This is a genomic window from Brevibacterium sp. R8603A2 (assembly GCF_023072605.1).
GTDB lineage: Bacteria > Actinomycetota > Actinomycetes > Actinomycetales > Brevibacteriaceae > Brevibacterium > Brevibacterium pityocampae.
The window spans coordinates 1-21,606 of sequence record NZ_JALLGN010000002.1 but is presented as its reverse complement, the minus strand read 5'-3'; the positions used below and the strand labels follow the sequence as shown (position 1 = coordinate 21,606).

The window sequence follows — 21,606 nt, the reverse complement described above, 5'->3', positions numbered from 1 at the left end:
CTCGCCCGTAGGGCGCGGCACCGCACCACCGGCCGCGCCCTGCGGGGCACCGCCCGTGCCCTGGAACCTGCCCGCACTCCGACCATCTGCCCGCACTCCGACAGCAAGGGAACCTCGTGTCCGAACGCATCAGCCTGTGGGGCGGCCGTTTCGCCGACGGCCCCGCCGAGGCGCTCGCCGCCCTGAGCAAGTCCACCGACTTCGACTGGCGACTCGCCGCCTACGACATCGCCGGATCGCGCGCCCACGCCCGCGTGCTCCACCGGGCCGGCCTGCTCGACGACGCCGAGCTCGACGGCATGATCGCCGCCCTCGACACCCTCGAGGAGAAGGTCCTCGCCCACGAGTTCACCGCCGCCGAATCGGACGAGGACGTCCACTCCGCGCTCGAGCGGGGCCTCCTCGAGATCGCCGGGCCCGAGCTCGGCGGCAAGCTCCGCGCCGGGCGCTCCCGCAACGACCAGATCGCCACCCTCGGGCGGATGTACCTGCGCGACAACGCCCGGCTCATCGCCGGCGCGGTCCTCGACACCGTCGACGCCCTCATCGACCAGGCCGAGGCCCACCGCGAGGTGCCCATGCCCGGGCGCACCCACCTCCAGCACGCCCAGCCGGTGCTGCTCGCCCACCACCTGCTCGCCCATGCCTGGCCGCTCCTGCGCGACGTCGAGCGGTTCGTCGACTTCGACCGCCGCGCCGCGGTCTCCCCGTACGGCTCCGGCGCGCTCGCCGGGTCCTCGCTCGGCCTCGACCCGCAGGCCGTCGCCGCGGAGCTCGGCTTCGCCGACTCGGTGGAGAACTCGATCGACGGCACCGCCTCGCGCGACGTGTTCGCCGAGTTCGCCTTCGTCTCCGCGATGATCGGCATCGACCTGTCGCGCCTGAGCGAGGAGATCATCCTGTGGGCGACGAAGGAGTTCTCCTTCGTCACCCTCGACGACGCGTTCTCCACCGGCTCGTCGATCATGCCGCAGAAGAAGAACCCCGACGTCGCCGAGCTCACCCGCGGCAAGTCCGGCCGCCTCATCGGCGACCTCACCGGGCTGCTCGCGACCCTCAAGGCGATGCCGCTCGCCTACAACCGGGATCTGCAGGAGGACAAGGAGCCGGTGTTCGATGCCGCCGACACCCTCAACCTCCTCCTGCCGGCTTTCACCGGGATGGTCGCCACGCTGACCTTCAACACGGAGAAGATGGAGCACCTGGCGCCGCGCGGCTTCGCGCTCGCCACCGACATCGCCGAGTGGCTCGTCCGCCAGGGGGTGCCGTTCCGGGTCGCCCACGAGCTCTCCGGTGCCGCGGTCAAGCTCGCCGAGTCCCGCGACGTCGAGCTCTGGGACCTCAGCGACGAGGACTACGCCGGCATCTCCGAGCACCTCACGCCGGCCATGCGCGAGGTTCTCACCACCCACGGCTCGATCGACTCCCGCAGCTCCAAGGGCGGCACCGCCCGCAGCGCGGTCGCCGAACAGCTCGAGCGCGCGCAGGCGGAATCGGCACGGCTGCGCGCTTTCGCCGACTCCACGACCCGCTGACCCGGGCCCTGCAGGAACGGCGCGTCGACCCCGTGGTCGGCGCGCCGTTCTCATGCCGTGCCGAGGCCATGCCGTGCCCGAGGCCATGCGGTGCCGCCATGCGGTGCCCGAGGCGCCCGCCCCTAGCGACCCGCGACGAACCGGTGCGCCACTGGGGTCGCCGGGTCCCGTGCGATGTCCTCCCAGGTGCCCGTCTGCACCACCCGGCCCGCGTCGAGGACGACGGCCCGGTCGGTCAGCGCGTGCGCCTCGACCGGGTCATGGGTGATGAGGAGCGCGGTGCGCCCGATGAGCAGCTGTGCGCACAGCCCGCTGATCTCCGCCGCGGATCCGCCGTCCAGCTGGGCGAACGGCTCGTCGAGGAGGAGCAGCGCGGGATCGGTGACGAGGGCGCGGGCGATCGCGACCCGCTGCGCCTGCCCGCCGGACAGCCGGCCCGGCCGCCGCTCGGCGAGCTCTCCGGCTCCCACCCGCGCGAGCATGTCCCGGGCCGCAGCCCGGGACGCAGCCGCCGGGGTGCCCGCCGCCTGCAGGCCGAAGGCCGCGTTGTCGGCCACGGACATCGTCGGGAAGAGCAGAGGGTGCTGCATGAGCTGGACGACCCCGCGCGCGTGCGGCGCACGCCAGCGCCGGGCGGCGGAATCGCTGAGCGTCGTGTCGCCGAGCACCACGCGCGAGCGTGCCGGGCGGAGCAGCCCGGACAGCACGGCGAAGGTGCTCGACTTGCCGGCGCCGTTGCCGCCGATGAGTGCCGTCGTCGACCCGGCCGGCACCGTGAACGCGATGTCGAGCCCGCGCTCGGGCACCGAGAACGCGAGCTCGAGCGCGGGAGCCGCCGCCCGGCGCTCCGCCCGCGTCATGCCTGCCGCCCCGGCCGGTACAGCAGCCCGACGACGACGGCGGCGACGAGCACGAGGACGAGGGAGAGCGCGACCGCACCGTCCGGATCCGTCTCCCGCAGCAGGTACACCTCGAGCGGCACGGTGCGCGTGCTGCCCTGGAGGGAGCCGGCGAAGGTGATCGTCGCCCCGAACTCGCCGAGCGCCCGGGCCCAGCACAGGACCGTGCCGGACACGAGCGCCGGGGTCAGCAGCGGCAGCGTCACCCGGCGCAGCGTGTACCCCGGCGAGGCACCGAGCCCGGCGGCGACCTCCTCGTACCGGGAGTCGTGCGAGCGCAGCGCGCCCTCGAGCGTGAGCACCATGAACGGCAGCGACACGAAGGTCTGTGCGAGCACGACCGCGACCCAGGTGTAGGCGATCCGCATGCCTCCGGCCTCGAGCGCGGCGCCGAGCAGCCCCATCCGCCCGAACGTCGAGAGCAGCGCGATGCCGCCGACCACCGGCGGGAGGACGATCGGCAGGAGGACGACGGTGCGCACGATCCGCCGCCCGGGGAACGCGGCACGGGCGAGGACGAGTGCGAGCGGCACCCCGAGGAGCACGCACAGCACGGTCGCAGCGAGCGAGGTCAGCAGCGACAGCCGCAGCGCCTCGCGGGAGGCGGGGGAGCCGAGGAGCGCGGCGAGGCCGCCGAGGTCGACGCAGGAGAGGAGACCGATGAGCGGCAGCCCGACGAGGCCGGCGCCGAGCACTGCCGGGACGGCGAGCCAGGCCGGCAGCCGGATCCCGCTGCGCGTCGCCGGGGTCATGGGGCGCCGAACCCCGCTGCGGTGAGCACCGCGCGGCCGCCCGGGGAGGTCACGTGCTCGACGAAGGCGCGGGCCGCCTCGGACCCGGCCGACCCTGCGGTGACGGCGATCGGGTACCGGTTGACGGCCTCGGTGCTCTCCGAGAACGCGACGGCCTCGACCTCACCGGCGGCGCTCAGCGCATCGGTGACGTAGACGAGCCCGGCATCGGCCTGGCCCGTCCGCACGGCGGTGAGCACACCGGTCACCGCGGTCTCCTCGCTCACCGGGGACACGGAGGCGCCGGCGGCGTCGAGCACGGTCCGCGTCGCTGCGCCGCACGGCACCTGGGGTGCGCAGACGACGAGGGCGAGCTCCTCGCGGGCGAGGTCGGACAGGCCGGAGATGCCGTGCGGGTTGCCCGGGGCGGTGACGATCGTCAGCGTGTTCCACGCGAAGATCTCCGGATCCGCGGCGAGCAGCTCCTCGGCGACCAGCCGGTCCATCGTCGGCTCGTCGGCGGTCGCGACGACATCGGCGGGTGCGCCCTGGCCCAGCTGCGCGACGATGTCGGCCGAACCGGCGAAGCTCAGCTCGACCGCGGTTCCCGGGCGGTCGGCCTCGAAGTCCTCGGCGATCCGGGTGAAGGGTTCGGTGAGCGAGGCGGCGGCGACCACGGTGAGCGGGCCGGTCGATCCTTCGGATCCGGACGGCGCGCCGGTGGCGCACCCGGCGAGCAGGAGGAGAGCGAGGAGTGCGCCCGCTGCATGTCGCGCCATGTCCTCAGCTCCCCGGGTCCGTGCCGCGGTTCCGGCGCCGCGGCCATGACCGCATCATACGGGGAAGATCATCATCTGCGGATCGAGTCGAGCAAGAAGTCCGCATCTGCGGATCCGTTCAGGCGCGAGTCTCTGCTCAGCGGGGCACCTCGACGACGACCTGCGTGGCCTTGACGCTGGCGGTGGCGACGTCCCCGGGCTCGAGGCCGAGCTCCTCGACGGATTCGCGCGACATGAGCGAGACCACGCGGTGCGGGCCGGCCTGGATGTCGACCTGGGCCATGACGCCGTCGACGACGACCCGGGTGACGAGGCCGACGAATCGGTTCCGGGCCGAGGAGCCGTAGGACTCGGGCTGCGGCGGGAGCACCGCCTCGGCGCGGGCGAGCTCGGCGAGCTCGGTGCCGGACACCGCGGCCCGCCCGCTGTCGTCGGTCCGCGCGGTGAGCCGGCCGGCGCCGATCCAGCGGCGCACCGTGTCGTCGCTCACGCCGAGGAACGTCGCCGCCTGGGAGACGCGCAGCAGTGCCACCGCATCCACCTGCTCTCTGTTCGGGTCGCTGTGCCCGTGCCGCTGTGCCCGGGGCTCTGCTCCCGGAACCGCCGACCGGACGGCCGGGGCACCTCCCAGGGTAGCCGCGACCGGCTGCCAGCGGATCGGATCTCCCGCTGCTCCCGCTCCTGCTCCGCAGTCGAACCCGGCACTGCACCCGCTCGCGCACCCGAACCTGCTCACACACCCGCACCCCGACCCGCACCCGAGGGGCGGGATACAGTGGATCGACCCGCCGCCGCACCGCCGGCGGCCGTCCCCGAGGAGCGAGGAGGCACGATGCGCCCCGACCCCACCCGGCCCGACAGCACCGAGCAGCACCGACCCGGCCAGGGCCTCGAGGCCGCCGCCGGTCAGGTCCCGGGCGGCCACACCGACGCCCGCACCGCCGGCCGGCTCACCCATGTCCGCGCCGACGGCTCGGCGCACATGGTCGACGTCGGGGACAAGGCGGTGACCAAGCGGGAGGCCACCGCGGAGGCGATCCTCCTCACCCGGCCCGAGGTCGTCGCCCAGATCGTCGAGGGCGGGCTGCCCAAGGGAGACGCGCTCGCCGTCGCCCGGGTCGCCGGCATCATGGCCGCGAAGCGCACCCCCGAGCTCGTCCCCCTGTGCCATCCGCTGCCGATCAGCGGCGTCACCGTCGACTTCGAGCCGCTGCCGGGATCCGCCGCGGACGCCGCCGGGAAGCACGCCGCCCCCGAACCCGGCGCAGGGGTGCACACCGCCGGCATCCGGATCACCGCGAGCGTCCGCACCACCGGGGTCACCGGAGTGGAGATGGAGGCGCTCACCGCGGCCTCGGTCGCCGCCCTCACCGTCTACGACATGATCAAGGCGCTCGACCGCGCCGCGGAGATCACCGGGGTCCGCGTGCTCGCGAAATCCGGTGGCGCCTCGGGGGAGTGGGTGCGCCGATGAGCGCGCGGGTGACCGTGCGCACCCGGGTGCACCGCTTCGACGCCACCGGCGAGGTGTCCGCCCGGGCGGACAGGCTCGCCGGCGAGGAGCCCCTCGAGATCCGCCTCGACGGCGAGGAGTTCACCGTCGCCATGCGCACTCCCGGGCACGACGTCGAGCTCGTCCACGGGCTCCTGCTCGCCGAGGCGATCATCACCCGGCGCGCCGACGTCCGCGAGATCGACTTCGCCTCCGGGCTCGACCCCGACGGCAGCCGGAACTACAACGTCGCCCGGGTCCGGCTCGACCCCGGGGTGCACGAGCGGCGCCCGCCCACCCGCCGCCAGGTCTACACCTCCTCGGCGTGCGGGATCTGCGGCACCGCCTCGATCGAAGCGGTGGAGAAGCAGTCCGCCCACCCCGTCGAACCGCCTGCGCCCGGCGGTCCGCTCATCGACCCGGCCGCGTTCCTGCGCCTGCCCGAGCGGCTCCGGGCCGAGCAGTCGGTGTTCGACGCCACCGGCGGCGTCCACGCCGCCGCCCTGTTCAGGGTGCCGGGGGACGGCCGTCCAGCGGAGGATCCCGCTGCTGGGAGCACCACCGCGGCGGGCACCTGCCCGGCGGGCCCGGCCGAGCCCGAGCTCCTCGTCGTGCGCGAGGACGTCGGCCGCCACAACGCGGTGGACAAGGTCATCGGCTGGGCGCTCGCCGCCGACCTGCTGCCGCTGCACCGGACCATCCTCCAGGTGTCCGGCCGCGCCTCCTTCGAGCTCGTGCAGAAGGCCGCGATGGCCGGGATCCCCGTGCTGTCCGCAGTGAGCGCCCCCTCGGCGCTCGCGGTCGACCTCGCCCGCGACACCGGTCTCACCGTCGTCGGCTTCAACCGGGGCCGGACGTTCAACGCCTACAGCTGCACCGAGCGGATCGGCCCGGCGGCGCCCACTCGGTGAGAATCCGGCCCACCGGGTGAGCAGCCGGTTCACCCGGTGAACAGCTGCACCGCGCGGGTGAGCGTCTGGAACAGACCGTAGGCCAGGCCGAGGACGACGACGCCGGCGAGCGCGAGCGCCACCACCCGGTGGACCGGACCGGAGCCGTGTCCCGACCCCGCCCGCGCGCTCGACCGGGCGGCACCGGAGCCGGTGAGCCGCTCGACCTCCTCGGGACTCGCATGGTACTTCTCCGCTACCGGGCGGACGAACAGGTTGGCGAGGAAGCCGAGGCCGAGCACGCCGACCATGATGAACAGCGACACGGTGTAGAGCCCCGGGCCCTCCTGCCCGGCTGCGGCCTGCGATTCGATGACGGTGTTGACGATGAGCGGGCCGGCGATCCCGGCGGCCGCCCACGCGGTGAGGAGCCGACCGTGGATCGCCCCGACCTGCATGACCCCGAACAGGTCGCGCAGATACGCCGGGATCGTCGCGAAGCCGCCGCCGTAGAACGACAGGATGACGAGCGTGGCGAGGACGAACACGACGATCGACCTGCCGGCGAGCGCGATGAGCAGGTAGAGGAGCAGGCCCAGGCCGAGGTAGAGCGTGTAGATGTTCTTCCGGCCCACGTAGTCGGACACGCTCGACCACACGAACCGTCCGGCCATGTTCGTCAGCGACAGCATGCCGACGAAGCCGGCGGCCGCAGCCGCGGTGATGTCGGGGAAGTAGTCCTGGATCATCGGAGCGGCGTTCTCGAGGATGCCGATCCCGGCGGTGACGTTGGTGAACAGGACGATCCACAGGAGCCAGAACTGCGGTGTGCGCATCGCCCGACCGACCGCGACGTGCTGGTCGGTCTGCATCGGCCTCGCAGTCGACTCGGCCGGATCCCAGCCGCGCGGGCGCCAGTCCGGGTGCGGGACGCGCACGACGAACGCGCCGGCGGTGATGAGCACGGCGTAGATCACCGCGAGGGTGACGAAGGTCGGGACCAGGCCGGCGACGAGGTCCTCCGGCTCGGAGCCGCCCCCGTAGAAGGACATGAGGGCGTTCGACAGCGGGCTCGCGATGAGCGCACCACCGCCGAACCCCATGATCGCCAGCCCGGTGGCCAGGCCCGGCCGGTCGGGGAACCACTTCATCAGCGTCGACACCGGGGAGATGTACCCGATGCCCAGGCCGATGCCGCCGATCAGTCCGTAGCCCACGTAGACGAGCCACAGCTGCCCGGCGCTGATCCCGAGCAACGAGACGAAGAACCCGAGCACCCAGCAGGCGCCGGCGAGCAGCATCGAGGCGCGCGGCCCGGACTTCTCCACCCAGGTGCCGCCGAAGGCCGCGGACAGGCCGAGAACGGCGATCGCCAGCGAGAAGATCCAGCCGACGGCCACCTCGCCGACCTCGTAGTGCGCCATGAGCGGGAGCTTGAAGACGCTGAAGGCGTAGACCTGGCCGATGCACAGGTGGATCGCGAGCGCCGCCGCCGGGACGAGCCAGCGGTTGAACTCCGGGGACGCGACGATCGCGTCCTTGCCGAAGCGGGTGCGGCGTGCGGGTGCGGTGGACGTGCGCGATGAGTCCATGGGAGTGTCCTCCCCCGAGATCGCCGTCGATCTCGTATCCGGGTCGAGGCCGGGTCCCCGCGTCGTCGGGGGACGCCCGGGGAATGTGACCCATGTTACAGTGGCCGCATGTCGCGCTCGAGCTTCCTGGGGTGGCCGGTCATCCGGCAGTTCCGGTCCGGCGACGTCACCGGCCGGGGCCGGTCCGTGACGTCCGCGCGCACCCGGGCGACCACCTCGCGCACGGAGGAGGCGGACACCGTCGCGCAGAGCGTGTGCCCGTACTGCGCAGTGGGCTGCGGTCAGCTCGTCTACGCCAAGGACAACAGGGTCATCCAGATCGAGGGCGACCCCGATTCGCCCGTGTCCCGCGGCCGCCTGTGCCCCAAGGGCGCGGCGAGCGAGCAGCTCGTCAACCAGTCCGGCCGCCTCACCCGCGTCCTCTACCGCGCCCCGAAGGGCACCGAGTGGCAGTCCCTCGACCTCGACACCGCGATGGACATGATCGCCGAGCGCTTCCTCGAATCGCGCCGTCGGCACTGGGAGGACCGCGACGCCGACGGCCGCCCGCTGCGCCGCACCAGGGGCATCGCCTCGCTCGGCGGGGCGACGCTCGACAACGAGGAGAACTACCTCATCAAGAAGCTCTTCACCGCGGCGGGCGCGATCCAGATCGAGAACCAGGCCCGCATTTGACACTCCGCCACGGTTCCCAGTCTGGGAGCCTCGTTCGGACGAGGGGGCGCCACGCAGTCCCTGCAGGACATGGCCAACGCCGACTGCATCGTCATCCAGGGCTCGAACATGGCCGAATGCCATCCCGTCGGGTTCCAGTGGGTCGCTGAGGCCAAGGCGCGCGGCGCGAAGGTCATCCACGTCGACCCCCGCTTCACCCGCACCACCGCGGTCGCGGACAAGCACGTCCCGATCCGGGCGGGCTCGGACATCGTGCTGCTCGGCGCGCTCATCAACCACGTGCTGAGCAACGGCCTCCACTTCGAGGAGTACATCCGGGCCTTCACCAATGCCGGGACGATCATCAACGACGAGTACGGCGAGCCCGAGGACCTCGAAGGCCTGTTCTCCGGCTTCGACCCGGAGACCGGCGCCTACGACCTCGCCTCCTGGTCGTACGCCTCCGCCGACGGCTCCGGTCGCCCGGTGCCGCCCGGCGCCCCGGCCGCCGTCGACCCGACGCTCACGCACCCGCGGTGCGTGTTCCAGATCCTCAAGCGCCACTTCCAGCGCTACACCCCGGAGCTCGTCACCGACGCCTGCGGCATCTCCGGCGAGGACTTCGCCTACCTCGCGAACGCGATCACCGAGAACTCCGGACGCGAGCGCACCACTTGCTTCGCCTACGCGGTCGGCTGGACCCAGCACACCCAGGGCGCCCAGTACATCCGCACCGCCGCGATCCTCCAGCTCCTGCTCGGCAACGTCGGCCGCCCCGGCAGCGGCATCATGGCACTGCGCGGGCACGCCTCGATCCAGGGCTCGACCGACATCCCGACCCTGTTCAACCTGCTGCCCGGGTACCTGCCGATGCCCAAGGCCGGCACCCACGACACCCTCACCGACTACCTCGACGCGGTGGGCACCAAGGAGCAGAAGAGCTTCTGGGCGAACACCGACGCCTACCTCGTCAGCCTGCTCAAGGCCTGGTGGGGCGACGCGGCGACGGCGGAGAACGACTACGCCTACGGCTACCTGCCCCGGCTCACCGGCCCGCACGGCACGTACCAGACGCTGATGAGCATGCTCGAGGACCAGGTCGAGGGCTACTTCATCCTCGGGCAGAACCCGGCGGTCGGCTCGGCCAACGGCCGCCTGCAGCGCCTCGGGATGTCCCACCTCAAGTGGCTCGTCGTCCGCGACTTCTCCCTCATCGAGTCCGCCACCTGGTGGAAGGACGGGCCCGAGATCGAATCCGGGGAGCTGCGGACCGAGGACATCGACACCGAGGTGTTCGTGCTGCCGGCGGCCAACCACACGGAGAAGTCCGGCAGCTTCACCCAGACCCAGCGCATGGTGCAGTGGCGCCACCAGGCGGTCACCCCGCCCGGCGACTGCCGGAGCGAGCTCCAGTTCTTCCACGAGCTCGGCCGCCGCATTCGTGCCCGGCTCGCCGGCTCCACCGACCCGCGGGACCGGCCGCTGCTCGACCTCACCTGGGACTACCCGACCGACGAGCACGGCGAACCCGACGCCGAATCCGTCCTCGCGGAGATCAACGGCTCCCACCTGAGCGGGGAGCAGGCCGGGCAGCCGCTGAGCGCCTTCACCGAGATGCGCGCCGACGGGACCACCTCCGGCGGCTGCTGGATCTACACCGGGGTCTACGCCGGCGGGGAGAACATGGCCGCCCGCCGGGTGCCCGGACAGGACCAGGACGAGATCGCCTCGGAATGGGCGTGGGCCTGGCCGGCGAACCGCCGCATCCTCTACAACCGGGCGTCGGCCGACGCCGAGGGCCGCCCCTGGTCCGAGCGCAAGAAGCTCATGTGGTGGAACGCCGAGGCCGGCCGCTGGCAGGGCCCGGACGTCGCCGACTTCCCCGTCGACCGGGACCCGCGCGCGGAGTCCGCTGCGGGAGCCTCCGGCCCGGCCGCGCTCGGCGGCACGGACGCATTCATCATGCAGCCCGACGGGCGGGCATGGCTGTTCGCCCCCACCGGCATGATCGACGGCCCGCTGCCCACCCACTACGAGGCGCAGGAGTCACCGGTCGCCAACCCGGTCTACCCGCAGCAGCAGAGCCCCGCACGGATCATGTTCCCGCGCGCGGGCAACATGTTCGCCCCGAGCGCCGGTACACCCGGGGCCGAGGTGTACCCCTGCGTGTTCACCACCTACCGCCTCACCGAGCACCACACCGCCGGCGGCATGAGCCGCTGGCTGCCGTACCTGTCCGAGCTCCAGCCGGAGATGTTCTGCGAGGTCTCGCCCGAGCTCGCCGCCGAGCGCGGGCTGACCCCCTACGGCTGGGCGACGGTGATCTCCCCGCGCGCCGCGATCGAGGTGCGCGTGCTCGTCACCCGCCGGATGACCCCGCTCACCATCGGCGGGCGCACCGTCCACCAGATCGGCCTGCCCTACCACTGGGGCGTCGGCGGCGACGCCGTGGTCTCCGGGGACTCCGCCAACGACCTCATCGGCATCACCCTCGACCCGAACGTGCAGATCCAGGACTCGAAGACCGGCTCCTGCGACATCATCCCGGGCCGCCGTCCGCGCGGCACGCAGCGCGAGGCCCTCGTCCAGGAGTACCTCGCGCGCGCCGGGGTGACGACGGCCACCGACAGCACCGTCATCACCGCCCCGGACGTCACCGCCGGCACCGAGACCCCGGTGGACGCCGGCGCCCCGCAGAAGGGCGACCCGGCGGAGAGCGGCGAATCGCACGCACTCCGCGCCGAGGAGGACGCCGGGGAGCACGAGCCCGGCGGCACCGCCTCCGTCGACCGCTTCCCCGCCGGCGGGAGCGAGCCCGGCGAGCCGGGACCGGAGGCCGCCGCGGGCAACAGGATCCACCCCGACACCCCCGAGGCCGGAGGCCCGGACCACGACGGCCCCGGCCCCGCGGATGCGGGCGCAGGCCCCGAGGAGGACCGATGACCACCCGACCGGTATGGACCGATCCCGCCGCCGAGGTGCACTGGCCGCCGGAGCACGCGCGCAAGGGCTTCTTCACCGACACCTCGATCTGCATCGGCTGCAAGGCCTGCGAGGTCGCGTGCAAGGAGTGGAACCGCAACCCGACCGATGGCGACTTCGAGATCCTCGGCTCCTCCTACGACAACACCGGCGGGCTCGGCGCGAACACCTGGCGCCACGTCGCCTTCATCGAGCAGGACCGGGAGCGGATCGAGCAGGCCCGCGAATCCGGCCGCCGGCTCGTGTCCCTCGGGATGCCGCAGGTGGGCCCGCCCGAGGCGCGCACCGGCCCGGGTGCCGCGCCGGGTGCCGATGCCGGGCCGGGAGCTGCCGCCGCCTCGGCCCCGGTCGACGTGCTCGGTGGGCTCGCCGACGGCACGGTGTCGACCGCCGATCCGACCGGGCCGGGCGCCGGGATGGGAGTCCCCGGGACCGGAGTCCCCGGAGCCGCCGGGGTCGACACCGCCCCGCCGGACACCCCCGAGTTCCGCTGGCTCATGTCCTCCGATGTGTGCAAGCACTGCACGCACGCCGGCTGCCTCGACGTGTGCCCGACCGGCGCCCTGTTCCGCACCGAGTTCGGCACGGTCGTCGTCCAGGCCGACATCTGCAACGGCTGCGGCACCTGCGTGGCCGGCTGCCCGTTCGGGGTGATCGAGCGCCGCGACGACGGCACCGTGAGCCCGAAGACCGACCGCGACGGCCGCGCCCGCCGCGAGCAGGACGTGCCGCATGCCGGCACGGCGAACAAGTGCACGCTGTGCTACGACCGGCTCGTCGACGGCCTCACCCCGGCGTGCGCCAAGACCTGCCCGACGACCTCGATCAAGTTCGGTGACCACTCGGACATGGTCGACTCCGCCGAGGACCGGGTGCGCCGCCTCCACGCGCAGGGCATGACCGAGGCGCGCCTCTACGGCGCGAACCCGGCCGACGGGGTGGGCGGCACCGGCTCGGTGTTCCTCCTCCTCGACGAGCCCGAGGTCTACGGCCTGCCGCCGGACCCGCGCGTGCCGACGAAGGACCTGCCGCAGATGTTCGCGACCGCCGGCATCGCCGCGGCCGGGATGATCGCCGCCACCGCCCTCGCCTTCCTGTCAGGACGCTCATGACGCTCTCCGAGTTCGACAGCTACCGCCCGCCGGAGACCCGCCGGCGGCGCCGCTCCGTGCTCCGCGCCGCCCAGGACGGGTTCGCCCGCAGACGCCGCCGCCCGGGAGCGGGGACGAACGACGGCTCGCGGGAGATGCCGGTCGTCGAGGACGTCGAGTTCACCTCCTACTACGGCCGGCCGATCGTCAAGCCGCCGCCCTGGGGGCACGAGATCGCCGCCTACCTGTTCCTCGGCGCGCTCGCCGGCGGCTCCGCGCTGCTCGGGCTCGGCGCGCAGCTCACCGGCCGCGGCGCCCTGCGTCGGAGCACCCGGCTCACCGCGCTCGGTGCCGCGGGAGCCGGCGCGGTGTTCCTCATCGCCGACCTCGGCCGGCCCGAGCGCTTCCTCCACATGATGCGCACCGTGAAGATCACCTCGCCGATGAGCCTCGGCTCCTGGCTGCTCGGCGCCTTCAGCTCCGCCGCCGGCGTCGCGGCCGCCGCCGAGGTCGACCGCCTGCTCGGGGCCCACCTGCCGCTCGGCCCGCTGCGCGGCCTGCTCCGCGGGGCCGCCGGTCCTGCCGGGGCCTGCGCCGGGCTGCTCGGCGCGCCGCTCGCCGTCTACACCGCCGTGCTCCTGTCCGACACCGCGAACCCGACGTGGAACGCCGCGCGCCGGGAGCTGCCCTTCGTGTTCGTGAGCTCGGCGAGCCTCGCCTCCGGCGGGATGGCGATGCTCACCACAGCCCCCTCCCAGACCGTGCCGGCCCGGGTCCTCGCGGTGCTCGGCGTCGGCGGGGACCTCGCGGCGATGGCGCTCATGCAGCGGCGCATGCACCCGGCCGAGGCCGAACCGTTGCGCACGGGTGCTGCGGGAACGAAGCTCCGCTGGGCCGAGCGGCTGGCGATCGCCGGGGGCATCGGCACGATCGTCGGCGGCGGGAACCGGATGGCAGCGGGTGCGGCGGGGCTGGCCCTGCTCACCGCCTCCGCGCTCACCCGGTTCGGGGTGCTCGAGGCGGGCATCGAGTCGACCAGGGACCCCCGCCACGTCATCGAGCCGCAGAAGGCCCGCCTCGCCGCGCGTCGCGCCGCGGGTATCACCCACGACTCGATCACGACGACCGGGTGAGCCGTGCCGGCCGGCACGGCGGGTCCGGGGCGGCTCGGTGCCGACCGGACACCGCCTCGGCGCCGGCGGTCGCTCAGCGGATGCGGATCCCCGGCCCTGCCGTCGTCTCGCCGATCACCGGGTAGCCCGGCACCTCACCGACGACGAGCAGCCCACCGGAGGTCTGCGCGTCGGCAAGGAGCAGGAGCGCGTCCTCGCCGATCCCGGGCCCGGGATCGAGGTGGTCGCGCACCCAGTCGAGGTTGCGGCGGGTGCCGCCGGACACGAACCCGTCGGCCAGCGATTCCCGCGCCCCGTCGAGCACCGGCACCGCGGTGGCATCGATGACCGCACCCACTGCGGAGGCGCGGACCATCTTGAACAGGTGGCCGAGCAGGCCGAAGCCGGTGACATCGGTCGCCGCCCGAGCGCCGGAACCGAGCGCGGCCTGCGCGGCGTCGCGGTTGAGTGCGGTCATCGTCGCGATCGCCTGGTCGAACACCTCGCCGGTGGCCTTGTGGCGGTTGTTGAGGATGCCGAGGCCGATCGGCTTGGTCAGCGTGAGCGGGAGCCCCGGGGCCGCGGCGTCGTTGCGGAGCAGGCGCGCCGGATCGGCCGTCCCGGTCACCGCCATCCCGTACTTGGGCTCCGAATCGTCCACCGAGTGCCCGCCGATCACCGGCACGCCGGCCTCCTGACCGACCGCCAGACCGCCGGCGAGCACCTGGCTCAGCAGCTCCATCGGCAGCACGTCGCGCGGCCAGCCGACGAGGTTGATCGCGACGACCGGGGTACCGCCCATCGCGTAGATGTCCGAGAGCGCATTCGCCGCGGCGATCCGCCCCCAGTCGTAGGCGTCGTCGACGACGGGGGTGAAGAAGTCCGCGGTGGAGAGCACCGCGAGGTCCTCGCGCACCCGCACGGCGGCTGCGTCGTCGCCGTCGTCGAGGCCGACGATGACGTTCTCGGAGCGCTGGCCGGCGAGTGCGGCGATCGCGTCCTCGAGCTCGCCCGGCGGGATCTTGCACGCGCAGCCGCCGCCGTGGGCCATGCCGGTGAGCCGGATGCCGGGTGCGGCTGCGGGGGTGGCCGCCTGCGCGTCCCCGGCGGCCTGCGCGTCCGTCGAGGTCCCGATGCTCCGATCGCCGGGGGATGATGATGTCTGCGTCATGGTGCCAGTCTCGCCCGGCACCTCGGCGGCGTCCACCCCCTGCGGCAGGAACCGGCCGCCCGCAGGGTGGCCGCGCGTTCGGGCCCGCTGCACCCGCTCGGCGGTTCCGCTGCACCCGCTCGGCGGTTCCGCAACCGCGATCCGCGCCGGTGATAGGTTGCACACGGAGGCGTCCGGGTCCTGGTGGGCCCCCCGGTCTTCAAAACCGGTGAGACCGAGCATCTCGGTCTGGCGGGTTCGATTCCCGTCCGCCTCCGCCACGATCCGCGCGCGGCCCGCCGCGCACATCCGCCGGAGGAGGGGGGAGCGATGGAGGACCCGCGCCGTCGGATCCCGCGCACCGACCACCTGCTCGCTCTGCCCGCCGTCCGCGCCGCCGCAGAATCGCTGAGCCTGCCCGTGGTGCGCGGGCTCGTGCGCGGGATCCAGGACCGGGCCCGCCGCGGGGAGATCGCGCCGGCCGCAGTCGAATCCGAGGTCATCGCCGCCGTCTCCGCGCGCCGCGCCTCCTCCCTCAGCCCCGTGCTCAACGCCACCGGGGTCGTCGTCCACACGAACCTCGGCCGCGCACCCCTGTCCGATGCCGCCCGGCAGGCGCTCGCACAGGCCGCCGGCTACGTCGACGTCGAGCTCGACCTCGCCACCGGCACGCGCTCGGGCCGGGGTGCGGCCGCGCGCGCCGCCCTGCTCGCCGCCTGCCCGGCGGCCGAGGATGCGCTCGTCGTCAACAACGGTGCCGCCGCCCTCGTCCTCGCCACCACCGCGCTCGCCGCCGGCGCCGAGGTCGTCGTCGGCCGCGGGGAACTCATCGAGATCGGAGCGGGTTTCCGACTGCCGGACCTCATCGCCTCGACCGGCGCCCGCCTCCACGAGGTCGGCACCACCAACCGCACCTACCCGGCCGACTACGCCGCCGCGCTCGGCGCGGTCACCGGCTGCGTCCTCAAGGTCCACCCGAGCAACTTCCGCGTCTCCGGGTTCACCGCCGAGGCCACGATCACCGAGCTCAGCGGCCTGTGCCGGGAGCACGGAGTGCCGCTCGTCGCCGACCTCGGCAGCGGACTCCTCGCCCCCGACCCCGTGCTGCCGGAGGAGCCCGACGCCGCCGGTGCGCTCGCCGCCGGCGCCGACCTCGTCATCGCGAGCGGCGACAAGCTGCTCGGCGGCCCCCAGGCCGGGCTCCTCCTCGGCCGGGCCGAGCTCATCGCCCGCCTCGCCCGCCACCCGCTCGCCCGCGCAGTCCGCGCCGACAAGCTCACCCTCGCCGCGCTCGAGGCCACCCTCACCGGTGGCGAACCCCCCGTCGCCCGCGCCCTCCACGCCGACCCTGCCGAGCTGCGTCACCGCGCAGAGGCGCTCGCCGCGGCCCTGCGCGAGACCCTCCCCGACGGCCCCGCCGGGGACCGACCCGGTGAGATCGGGTCCTCCGCGATCGAGGTCGTCGCCCACGACGGCCGGGTGGGCGGAGGCGGCGGTGCCGGGGTGCCGCTGCCCGGGTGGGCGGTCGCGCTGCCGGTGGCCGCTGCCGGCCCGCTGCGCACCGGGACCCCGGCCGTGCTGCCCCGGGTCCACGAGGGGCGCTGCCTGCTCGACCTCCGTTGCATCCCCGATTCCGACGACGCCCGGGTCCTCGCCGCGGCCCTCTCCGCGCTCGCGGGTCTCGGGGCTCCCGGGACGAACGGTGCTCCCGGAACGGATGGTGCGGGGGAGCCGGCATGAGCTCCTTCGTCGTTGCCACCGCGGGCCACGTCGACCACGGCAAGTCCGCGCTCGTGCGCGCCCTCACCGGGATCGAGCCCGACCGCTGGGACGAGGAGAAGCGCCGCGGCCTCACCATCGACCTCGGCTTCGCCTGGACGACCCTCCCCTCCGGCCGCGAGGTCTCCTTCGTCGACGTGCCCGGTCACGAGCGCTTCCTCGGGAACATGCTCGCCGGCCTCGGCCCCGCTCCGATCGTGTGCTTCGTCGTCGCCGCCGACGAGGGCTGGATGCCCCAGTCGAGCGACCACCGCGATGCGCTCGCCGCCCTCGGGATCGAGCGCGGGCTCATTCTCGTCACTCGCGCCGACCTCGCCCCGGACCGGGTGCCCGCCGTCATCGCGCAGGCCCGCCGCGCGCTCGCCGGAACCGGACTCGCCTCCGCACCGGCGCTCGGGGTCTCCGCGCTCACCGGCGCCGGTCTCGACGAGCTGCGCACCGCCCTCGACGCCGTGCTCGCCGAGGCCCCGCAGGGATCGCCCGAGGACCGGGTCCGGCTGTGGATCGACCGCGCATTCACCATCGGCGGGGCCGGCACCGTGGTGACCGGGACGCTCACCGCCGGCTCCGTGGCCGCCGGGGATCGCCTCGCGCTGTGCGGGAGGGACCTGTCCGGGACGGTCGACGTGCGCGGGGTCCACAGCCGCAGCACCCCGATCGAGCGGGCCGAGCCGACCGCCCGCGTCGCGGTCAACCTCCGCGGTGCCCAGGCGGGGTCGGTGCACCGGGGCGACGCTCTCCTCACCCCGGACGCATGGTGGGAGACCGACGTCGTCGATGTCCGCGGCACTTCGACCGGCAGCGGTGCCGGGACCGGCCCCGGGACGGTCGACCTCACCGGGCTCGCCGAGCACCTCACCGTCCACCTCGGCACGGCCGCCGTGCGGGCGCGCCTGCGGCCCTTCGACGCCCGCCACGGCCGGCTCCACCTCGAGCACGCCCTGCCGCTGGCGGTCGGGGACCGGGCGGTGCTCCGCAACCCGGGATCGGAGGCGCCGCTGGCCGGAGCGGAGCTCCTCGACGTCGATCCGCCGCAGCTCGGACGGCGCGGCGCCGGCGCCCGGCGGGCCTCCGCCCTGGCCCGGATGACCGCGGACGGGGACCTCCTCACCGAGGTCCGCCGCAGGGACGCGATGGCCGACGCGCACGTCCGGCGCCTCGGCATCACCGTGCCGGACCCCCTGCCGTCCGAGGTGCGGGCGGTCGGTGACCTGTTCGTCGCCGACGAGGCGCTCGCGCGGTGGGCCGCCGAGCTCGGGCGTGCCGTCGCCGCCGATTCCGCCCGGGACCCGCTGTCGGCGGGACTGCCGCTCGGCGCCGCGCAGGACCTCCTCGCTCTGCCCGACCCGCGGCTGCTCGCCGTCGTCGCCGATCGCGCCGGGCTGACCCGGGACGTCGGGCGGCTGCGCGCCCCCGGACAGGCGGACGGCCTCGGCCCGGCGGAGGCCGGCATCGCCGCGCTCGAGCGGCGGCTGCGCCGGGACCCCTTCGCGGCCCCGGAGGCCGACGACCTCACCGGCTGGCGCCTCGGTGCCCGGGAGCTCGCCGCCGCAGCGCGCCTCGGCCGGGTGCTGCGGCTGCCCGACGGGGTGGTGCTCCTGCCCGACGCCCCGGCACGGGCCATGCGCGTGCTCGCCGGCCTCGACCAGCCCTTCACCGCGAGCACGGCCCGGCAGGCGCTCGGCACCACCCGCCGCGTCGCGATTCCGCTGCTCGAGCACCTCGACTCCCGGGGCTGGACGCGGCGCGTCGACTCCGGCCGGCGCGAGGTCGTGCGCTGAGGAGCGCGTCCGCTGAGCCCGCGCAGGCGGGGCGAGGGTAGGATGACCTCGGCATCCGAGAACCGAGAAAGGCGAGTCGTGACCGATATCCTCAGTGAGTTGAAGGCCCGCGATCTGGTGGCGCTGTCCACCGACGAGGAGGCGCTGTCCCAGGCGCTCGACGCCGGGCCGCTCAACTTCTACATCGGCTTCGACCCGACCGCGCCGAGCCTCCACATGGGCAACCTCGTCCAGCTGCTCTTCGCCCGCCGCCTCCAGCAGGCCGGGCACAACCCCTTCGCCCTCGTCGGCGGTGCCACCGGCCTCATCGGCGACCCGCGGATGTCGGGGGAGCGCACCCTCAACGAGCGCGAGGTCGTCGAGGGCTGGGTGGAGCGCATCCGCAGCCAGATCGAGCGGTTCCTCGACTTCGACGGGCCGCACGCCGCGCAGGTCGTCAACAACCTCGACTGGACCGGCGATCTCAGCGCGATCGACTTCCTCCGCGACATCGGCAAGCACTTCTCCGTCAACCGGATGCTCGCCAAGGAGACCGTGTCCGCGCGCCTCAACAGCGAGCACGGGATCTCCTTCACCGAGTTCTCCTACCAGATCCTCCAGGCGCACGACTTCCTCCAGCTGCACCGCCGCCACGGCGTCGTCCTCCAGCACGGCGGATCCGACCAGTGGGGCAACCTCACTGCCGGCACCGACCTCGTGCGCCGGGTCGAGCGGGTCTCCGCCCATGCGGTCGCCACGCCGCTCATGACGAAGGCCGACGGCACGAAGTTCGGCAAGACCGAGTCCGGCACCGTCTGGCTCGATCCGGAGCTCACCAGCCCCTACGCCTTCTCCCAGTTCTGGCTCAACGCCGACGACCGCGACGTCGTCAAGTACCTCAAGGTGTTCTCCCTGCGACCGCTGGCGGAGATCGAGCAGATCGCGGCGGACTTCGCCGAGGCACCCCACAAGCGGCTCGCCCAGCGGGTGCTCGCGGAGGACGCGACCACGCTCGTCCACGGCGAGCAGCAGACCCGGCAGGCCTTCGCCGCCGCCGAGGCGCTGTTCGGCTCGGGCACGCTGGCCGAGCTCCAACCGGCCACCCTCGACGCCGCGACCCGCGAGCTGCCGACGGCGGAGGTCCCCGCGTCCGAGGTGTCCGCCGGGTTCCCCGTGGTCGACGCCTTCGCCGCCGCCGGGATCGTCAAGTCGAAGAGCGAGGCGCGGCGCGCGGCCAAGGACGGCGGCGCCTACGTCAACAACGTCAAGGTCGCAGGCGAGGACCAGGTGCTCACCACCGCCGACGTCCTCGACGCCGGGGAGGCCGGGGTCGTCCTGCTGCGCCGGGGCAAGAAGACGCTCGGCGCGGTCCGCGTCACCGGGTGAGGACGGTGCGGGTGGCGAGTGCGGTGAGCCGGAGCGGCCGACGATGACGGTGCCGCAGCCCGATGATCCGCGTGCTCCGCTGTCCCCTGCGGGCAGTCCGCCGGCACCGCGCTCGGGTCCTCCCGCCGGGGTGACGAGCCGTTCGCCGGTCCCGGTTCGCGCGGCACCGCCGGCGGAGTCCGGATCGCCGCGCGGGGTCGCGGTGTTCGCCGTCATCGCACTCGCCCTGCCCTGGCTGCTGTGCCTGCCGCTGTGGATCACTGCAGTGGATCTGGCTCCCGGAACCACGCTGGGTGCCGCGGCCGCCGCGCCGAGCGGCCCTGGCGACACCGATCCCGGAGCCGTGCTCGCGATGCTCCTGCCCCAGATGCTCGTCGGCCTCATGATGTTCGCCCCGAGCATCGCCGTCCTCGTCGCCGGGCGCTGGGTCGACGGGATGCCGTGGCGCCGTCTCCTCGTCGCAGTCGGGCTCGGCACCGTCCGCACCCAGCCCGGCTTCCCGCCGGCACGACGTGGTGCGGCGCGCCTCATCGGCGTCCTCGCCCTCGCCCTGCTCGGCACCTGGGCGATCGCCGGTGCCGTGCTCGTCACCGCGTTCCTCGTGTCCGACGCCCGGCCGCAGCTCGCGGGTTCGGTCTTCGAGGCGGCCGCCCAGGGTGAACCCCTCACTGTTGTCGTCGTGGCGCAGCTCGTCGGGGTGGTACTCGGATCGTTCGTCAACACGGTGCCCGCCGCGGGCGAGGAGATCGGCTGGCGCGGGTATCTGCAGCCCGCCCTCACCGCGCGCCTCGGCCTCGTGCTGGCGCTCGTACTCGGGGGAGTGCTGTGGGGAGCGTGGCACGCACCGGTCCTCCTGCTCGGCTACAACTTCGGGCTCTACGACCTCCGGGGCGTCGGGCTCATGTGCATCGCCTGCGTGCTCCTCGGGGTGTGGCTCGGCTGGCTGCGCGGGGTCTCCGGTTCGGTGTGGCCGGCCGCGCTCGCCCACGGTGCCTTCAACGCGGCGGCCGGCCTGCCGTTCCTCTTCCTGCCGGCGGCCGGGGAGTTCGATGTCATCCGCGCTGGGCCGCTCGGACTCTCCGGGTGGATCGTGATGGCGCCGCTCGCACTCGGGCTGGTCCTCGTGACGCACCGGGCCGCGCGGAGGGGCAGTGCCCCGCGGCGGATGCCGCGCTCCCGGGCGGATTCGCGCGCGCTGACGAACACGGATGAACCCCGGTTGAACAGCGCGTGACGGAGGTCACGGGATCTCGAGTTGCGCGGGGCGCGGGGAGTCAGTAGGTTAGTACCTGTTGCTCGACGGAAACACCGAAGCGAGCGGGCCGGATCGGTCGGATACGAACCGATCACAGCGCCCCGCTTCCACTGGAACGGCAGAAGAGCAGCACCCGATGAAGTCTCTCGGCGGACATCCGCCGGCTGATGGAATGTGGCTCAGGTCACAGCAGATACGACTTGCGTAGCAGGTCGGCTCGGGTCTAGAGTAGGAAATCGGCCGCGATGCGGAGAACACAACGGAAACGTTGGGTGAACTGCGGACAGCGTCTGTTCTTTGAGAACTCAATAGCGTGTTTGTTTGTTTTTGTGATGCCAGTTTTTTGTTGTAACTGGTTGATTGAAAATTTGGTGGAGAAATCATTTTCTCTTTCTTTTTCTTTTGGCTGGGATTGTATTTTTCTTATGGAGAGTTTGATCCTGGCTCAGGACGAACGCTGGCGGCGTGCTTAACACATGCAAGTCGAACGCTGAAGCCTGCAGCTTGCTGTGGGTGGAT

15 protein-coding genes, 1 tRNA gene, 1 rRNA gene and 1 pseudogene are annotated in these 21,606 nt (G+C 73.5%); 12 read left to right on the top strand and 6 right to left on the bottom strand.

The window, feature by feature from the left end; translation table 11 throughout:
- Positions 1 to 116 precede the first annotated feature (116 nt).
- Positions 117 to 1,535: an argininosuccinate lyase gene (gene argH, locus MTQ12_RS02425; RefSeq protein ID WP_247423688.1), complete on the top strand. Its 1,419-nt coding sequence runs from the start codon at positions 117 to 119 to the stop codon at positions 1,533 to 1,535.
- Positions 1,536 to 1,657: 122 nt separating this feature from the next.
- On the opposite strand, the gene MTQ12_RS02420 is transcribed toward argH, so the two are convergent.
- The 4 genes from MTQ12_RS02420 to MTQ12_RS02405 all read right to left on the bottom strand — a co-directional run bounded on the left by MTQ12_RS02420 (position 1,658) and on the right by MTQ12_RS02405 (position 4,476).
- A complete protein-coding gene (locus tag MTQ12_RS02420; RefSeq protein WP_137320041.1) occupies positions 1,658 to 2,395 on the bottom strand; it encodes an ATP-binding cassette domain-containing protein in 738 nt (245 codons plus the stop codon).
- On the bottom strand, positions 2,392 to 3,186 hold the full coding sequence (locus tag MTQ12_RS02415; RefSeq protein ID WP_247423686.1) for an ABC transporter permease: 795 nt from the start codon (positions 3,184 to 3,186) through the stop codon (positions 2,392 to 2,394). Before MTQ12_RS02415 ends, MTQ12_RS02420 begins: the two co-directional genes overlap by 4 nt.
- On the bottom strand, positions 3,183 to 3,944 hold the full coding sequence (gene modA / locus MTQ12_RS02410; RefSeq protein WP_247423684.1) for a molybdate ABC transporter substrate-binding protein: 762 nt from the start codon (positions 3,942 to 3,944) through the stop codon (positions 3,183 to 3,185). Before modA ends, MTQ12_RS02415 begins: the two co-directional genes overlap by 4 nt.
- 136 nt (positions 3,945 to 4,080) lie before the next feature.
- Positions 4,081 to 4,476 (bottom strand): TOBE domain-containing protein, encoded by a 396-nt coding sequence (locus MTQ12_RS02405; protein WP_247423682.1) that lies wholly within the window; start codon positions 4,474 to 4,476, stop codon positions 4,081 to 4,083.
- Positions 4,477 to 4,926: 450 nt separating this feature from the next.
- Between MTQ12_RS02405 and moaC the strand changes: the two genes are divergently transcribed.
- Positions 4,927 to 5,418: a cyclic pyranopterin monophosphate synthase MoaC gene (gene moaC / locus MTQ12_RS02400; RefSeq protein ID WP_247423983.1), complete on the top strand. Its 492-nt coding sequence runs from the start codon at positions 4,927 to 4,929 to the stop codon at positions 5,416 to 5,418.
- Positions 5,415 to 6,347, top strand: a complete 933-nt coding sequence (locus tag MTQ12_RS02395; RefSeq protein ID WP_247423680.1) for a formate dehydrogenase accessory sulfurtransferase FdhD — start codon at positions 5,415 to 5,417, stop codon at positions 6,345 to 6,347. Before moaC ends, MTQ12_RS02395 begins: the two co-directional genes overlap by 4 nt.
- Positions 6,348 to 6,376: 29 nt before the next feature.
- On the opposite strand, the gene MTQ12_RS02390 is transcribed toward MTQ12_RS02395, so the two are convergent.
- Positions 6,377 to 7,918 carry an OFA family MFS transporter gene (locus MTQ12_RS02390; RefSeq protein ID WP_247423678.1) on the bottom strand — a complete coding sequence of 514 codons (1,542 nt, stop codon included), beginning with the start codon at positions 7,916 to 7,918 and terminating at the stop codon, positions 6,377 to 6,379.
- A gap of 108 nt (positions 7,919 to 8,026) precedes the next feature.
- Here MTQ12_RS02390 and fdnG point away from each other — a divergent pair.
- The 3 genes and pseudogenes from fdnG to nrfD form a co-directional block, all read left to right on the top strand.
- Positions 8,027 to 11,215 (top strand): annotated as a pseudogene (fdnG, locus tag MTQ12_RS02385) (formate dehydrogenase-N subunit alpha); the annotation flags it as partial.
- A 296-nt stretch (positions 11,216 to 11,511) separates the two neighbouring features.
- The gene (locus MTQ12_RS02380; protein WP_247423675.1) at positions 11,512 to 12,666 is read left to right on the top strand and encodes a 4Fe-4S dicluster domain-containing protein; all 1,155 of its coding nucleotides are present in this window, start codon (positions 11,512 to 11,514) and stop codon (positions 12,664 to 12,666) included.
- Entirely contained in the window at positions 12,663 to 13,778 is a 1,116-nt protein-coding gene (nrfD, locus tag MTQ12_RS02375) for an NrfD/PsrC family molybdoenzyme membrane anchor subunit (protein ID WP_247423673.1), read from the top strand. Before MTQ12_RS02380 ends, nrfD begins: the two co-directional genes overlap by 4 nt.
- A gap of 73 nt (positions 13,779 to 13,851) precedes the next feature.
- Here the strand turns inward: nrfD and selD are convergent, their stop codons facing one another.
- A complete protein-coding gene (gene selD, locus MTQ12_RS02370) occupies positions 13,852 to 14,928 on the bottom strand; it encodes a selenide, water dikinase SelD (RefSeq protein WP_282599125.1) in 1,077 nt (358 codons plus the stop codon).
- Positions 14,929 to 15,093: 165 nt separating this feature from the next.
- Here selD and MTQ12_RS02365 point away from each other — a divergent pair.
- The 6 genes from MTQ12_RS02365 to MTQ12_RS02340 form a co-directional block, all read left to right on the top strand.
- Positions 15,094 to 15,188 (top strand) — tRNA-Sec (locus tag MTQ12_RS02365).
- A gap of 49 nt (positions 15,189 to 15,237) precedes the next feature.
- Positions 15,238 to 16,647 carry an L-seryl-tRNA(Sec) selenium transferase gene (gene selA, locus MTQ12_RS02360; RefSeq protein ID WP_247423671.1) on the top strand — a complete coding sequence of 470 codons (1,410 nt, stop codon included), beginning with the start codon at positions 15,238 to 15,240 and terminating at the stop codon, positions 16,645 to 16,647.
- Positions 16,644 to 18,467 (top strand): SelB C-terminal domain-containing protein, encoded by a 1,824-nt coding sequence (locus MTQ12_RS02355; RefSeq protein ID WP_247423669.1) that lies wholly within the window; start codon positions 16,644 to 16,646, stop codon positions 18,465 to 18,467. Before selA ends, MTQ12_RS02355 begins: the two co-directional genes overlap by 4 nt.
- Before the next feature lie 78 nt (positions 18,468 to 18,545).
- Positions 18,546 to 19,832 (top strand): tyrosine--tRNA ligase, encoded by a 1,287-nt coding sequence (gene tyrS, locus MTQ12_RS02350; RefSeq protein WP_137320028.1) that lies wholly within the window; start codon positions 18,546 to 18,548, stop codon positions 19,830 to 19,832.
- 43 nt (positions 19,833 to 19,875) lie between these two features.
- Positions 19,876 to 21,066, top strand: a complete 1,191-nt coding sequence (locus MTQ12_RS02345) for a type II CAAX endopeptidase family protein (RefSeq protein ID WP_247423667.1) — start codon at positions 19,876 to 19,878, stop codon at positions 21,064 to 21,066.
- 443 nt (positions 21,067 to 21,509) lie between these two features.
- Positions 21,510 to 21,606, top strand: a 16S ribosomal RNA gene (locus tag MTQ12_RS02340); the annotation flags it as partial.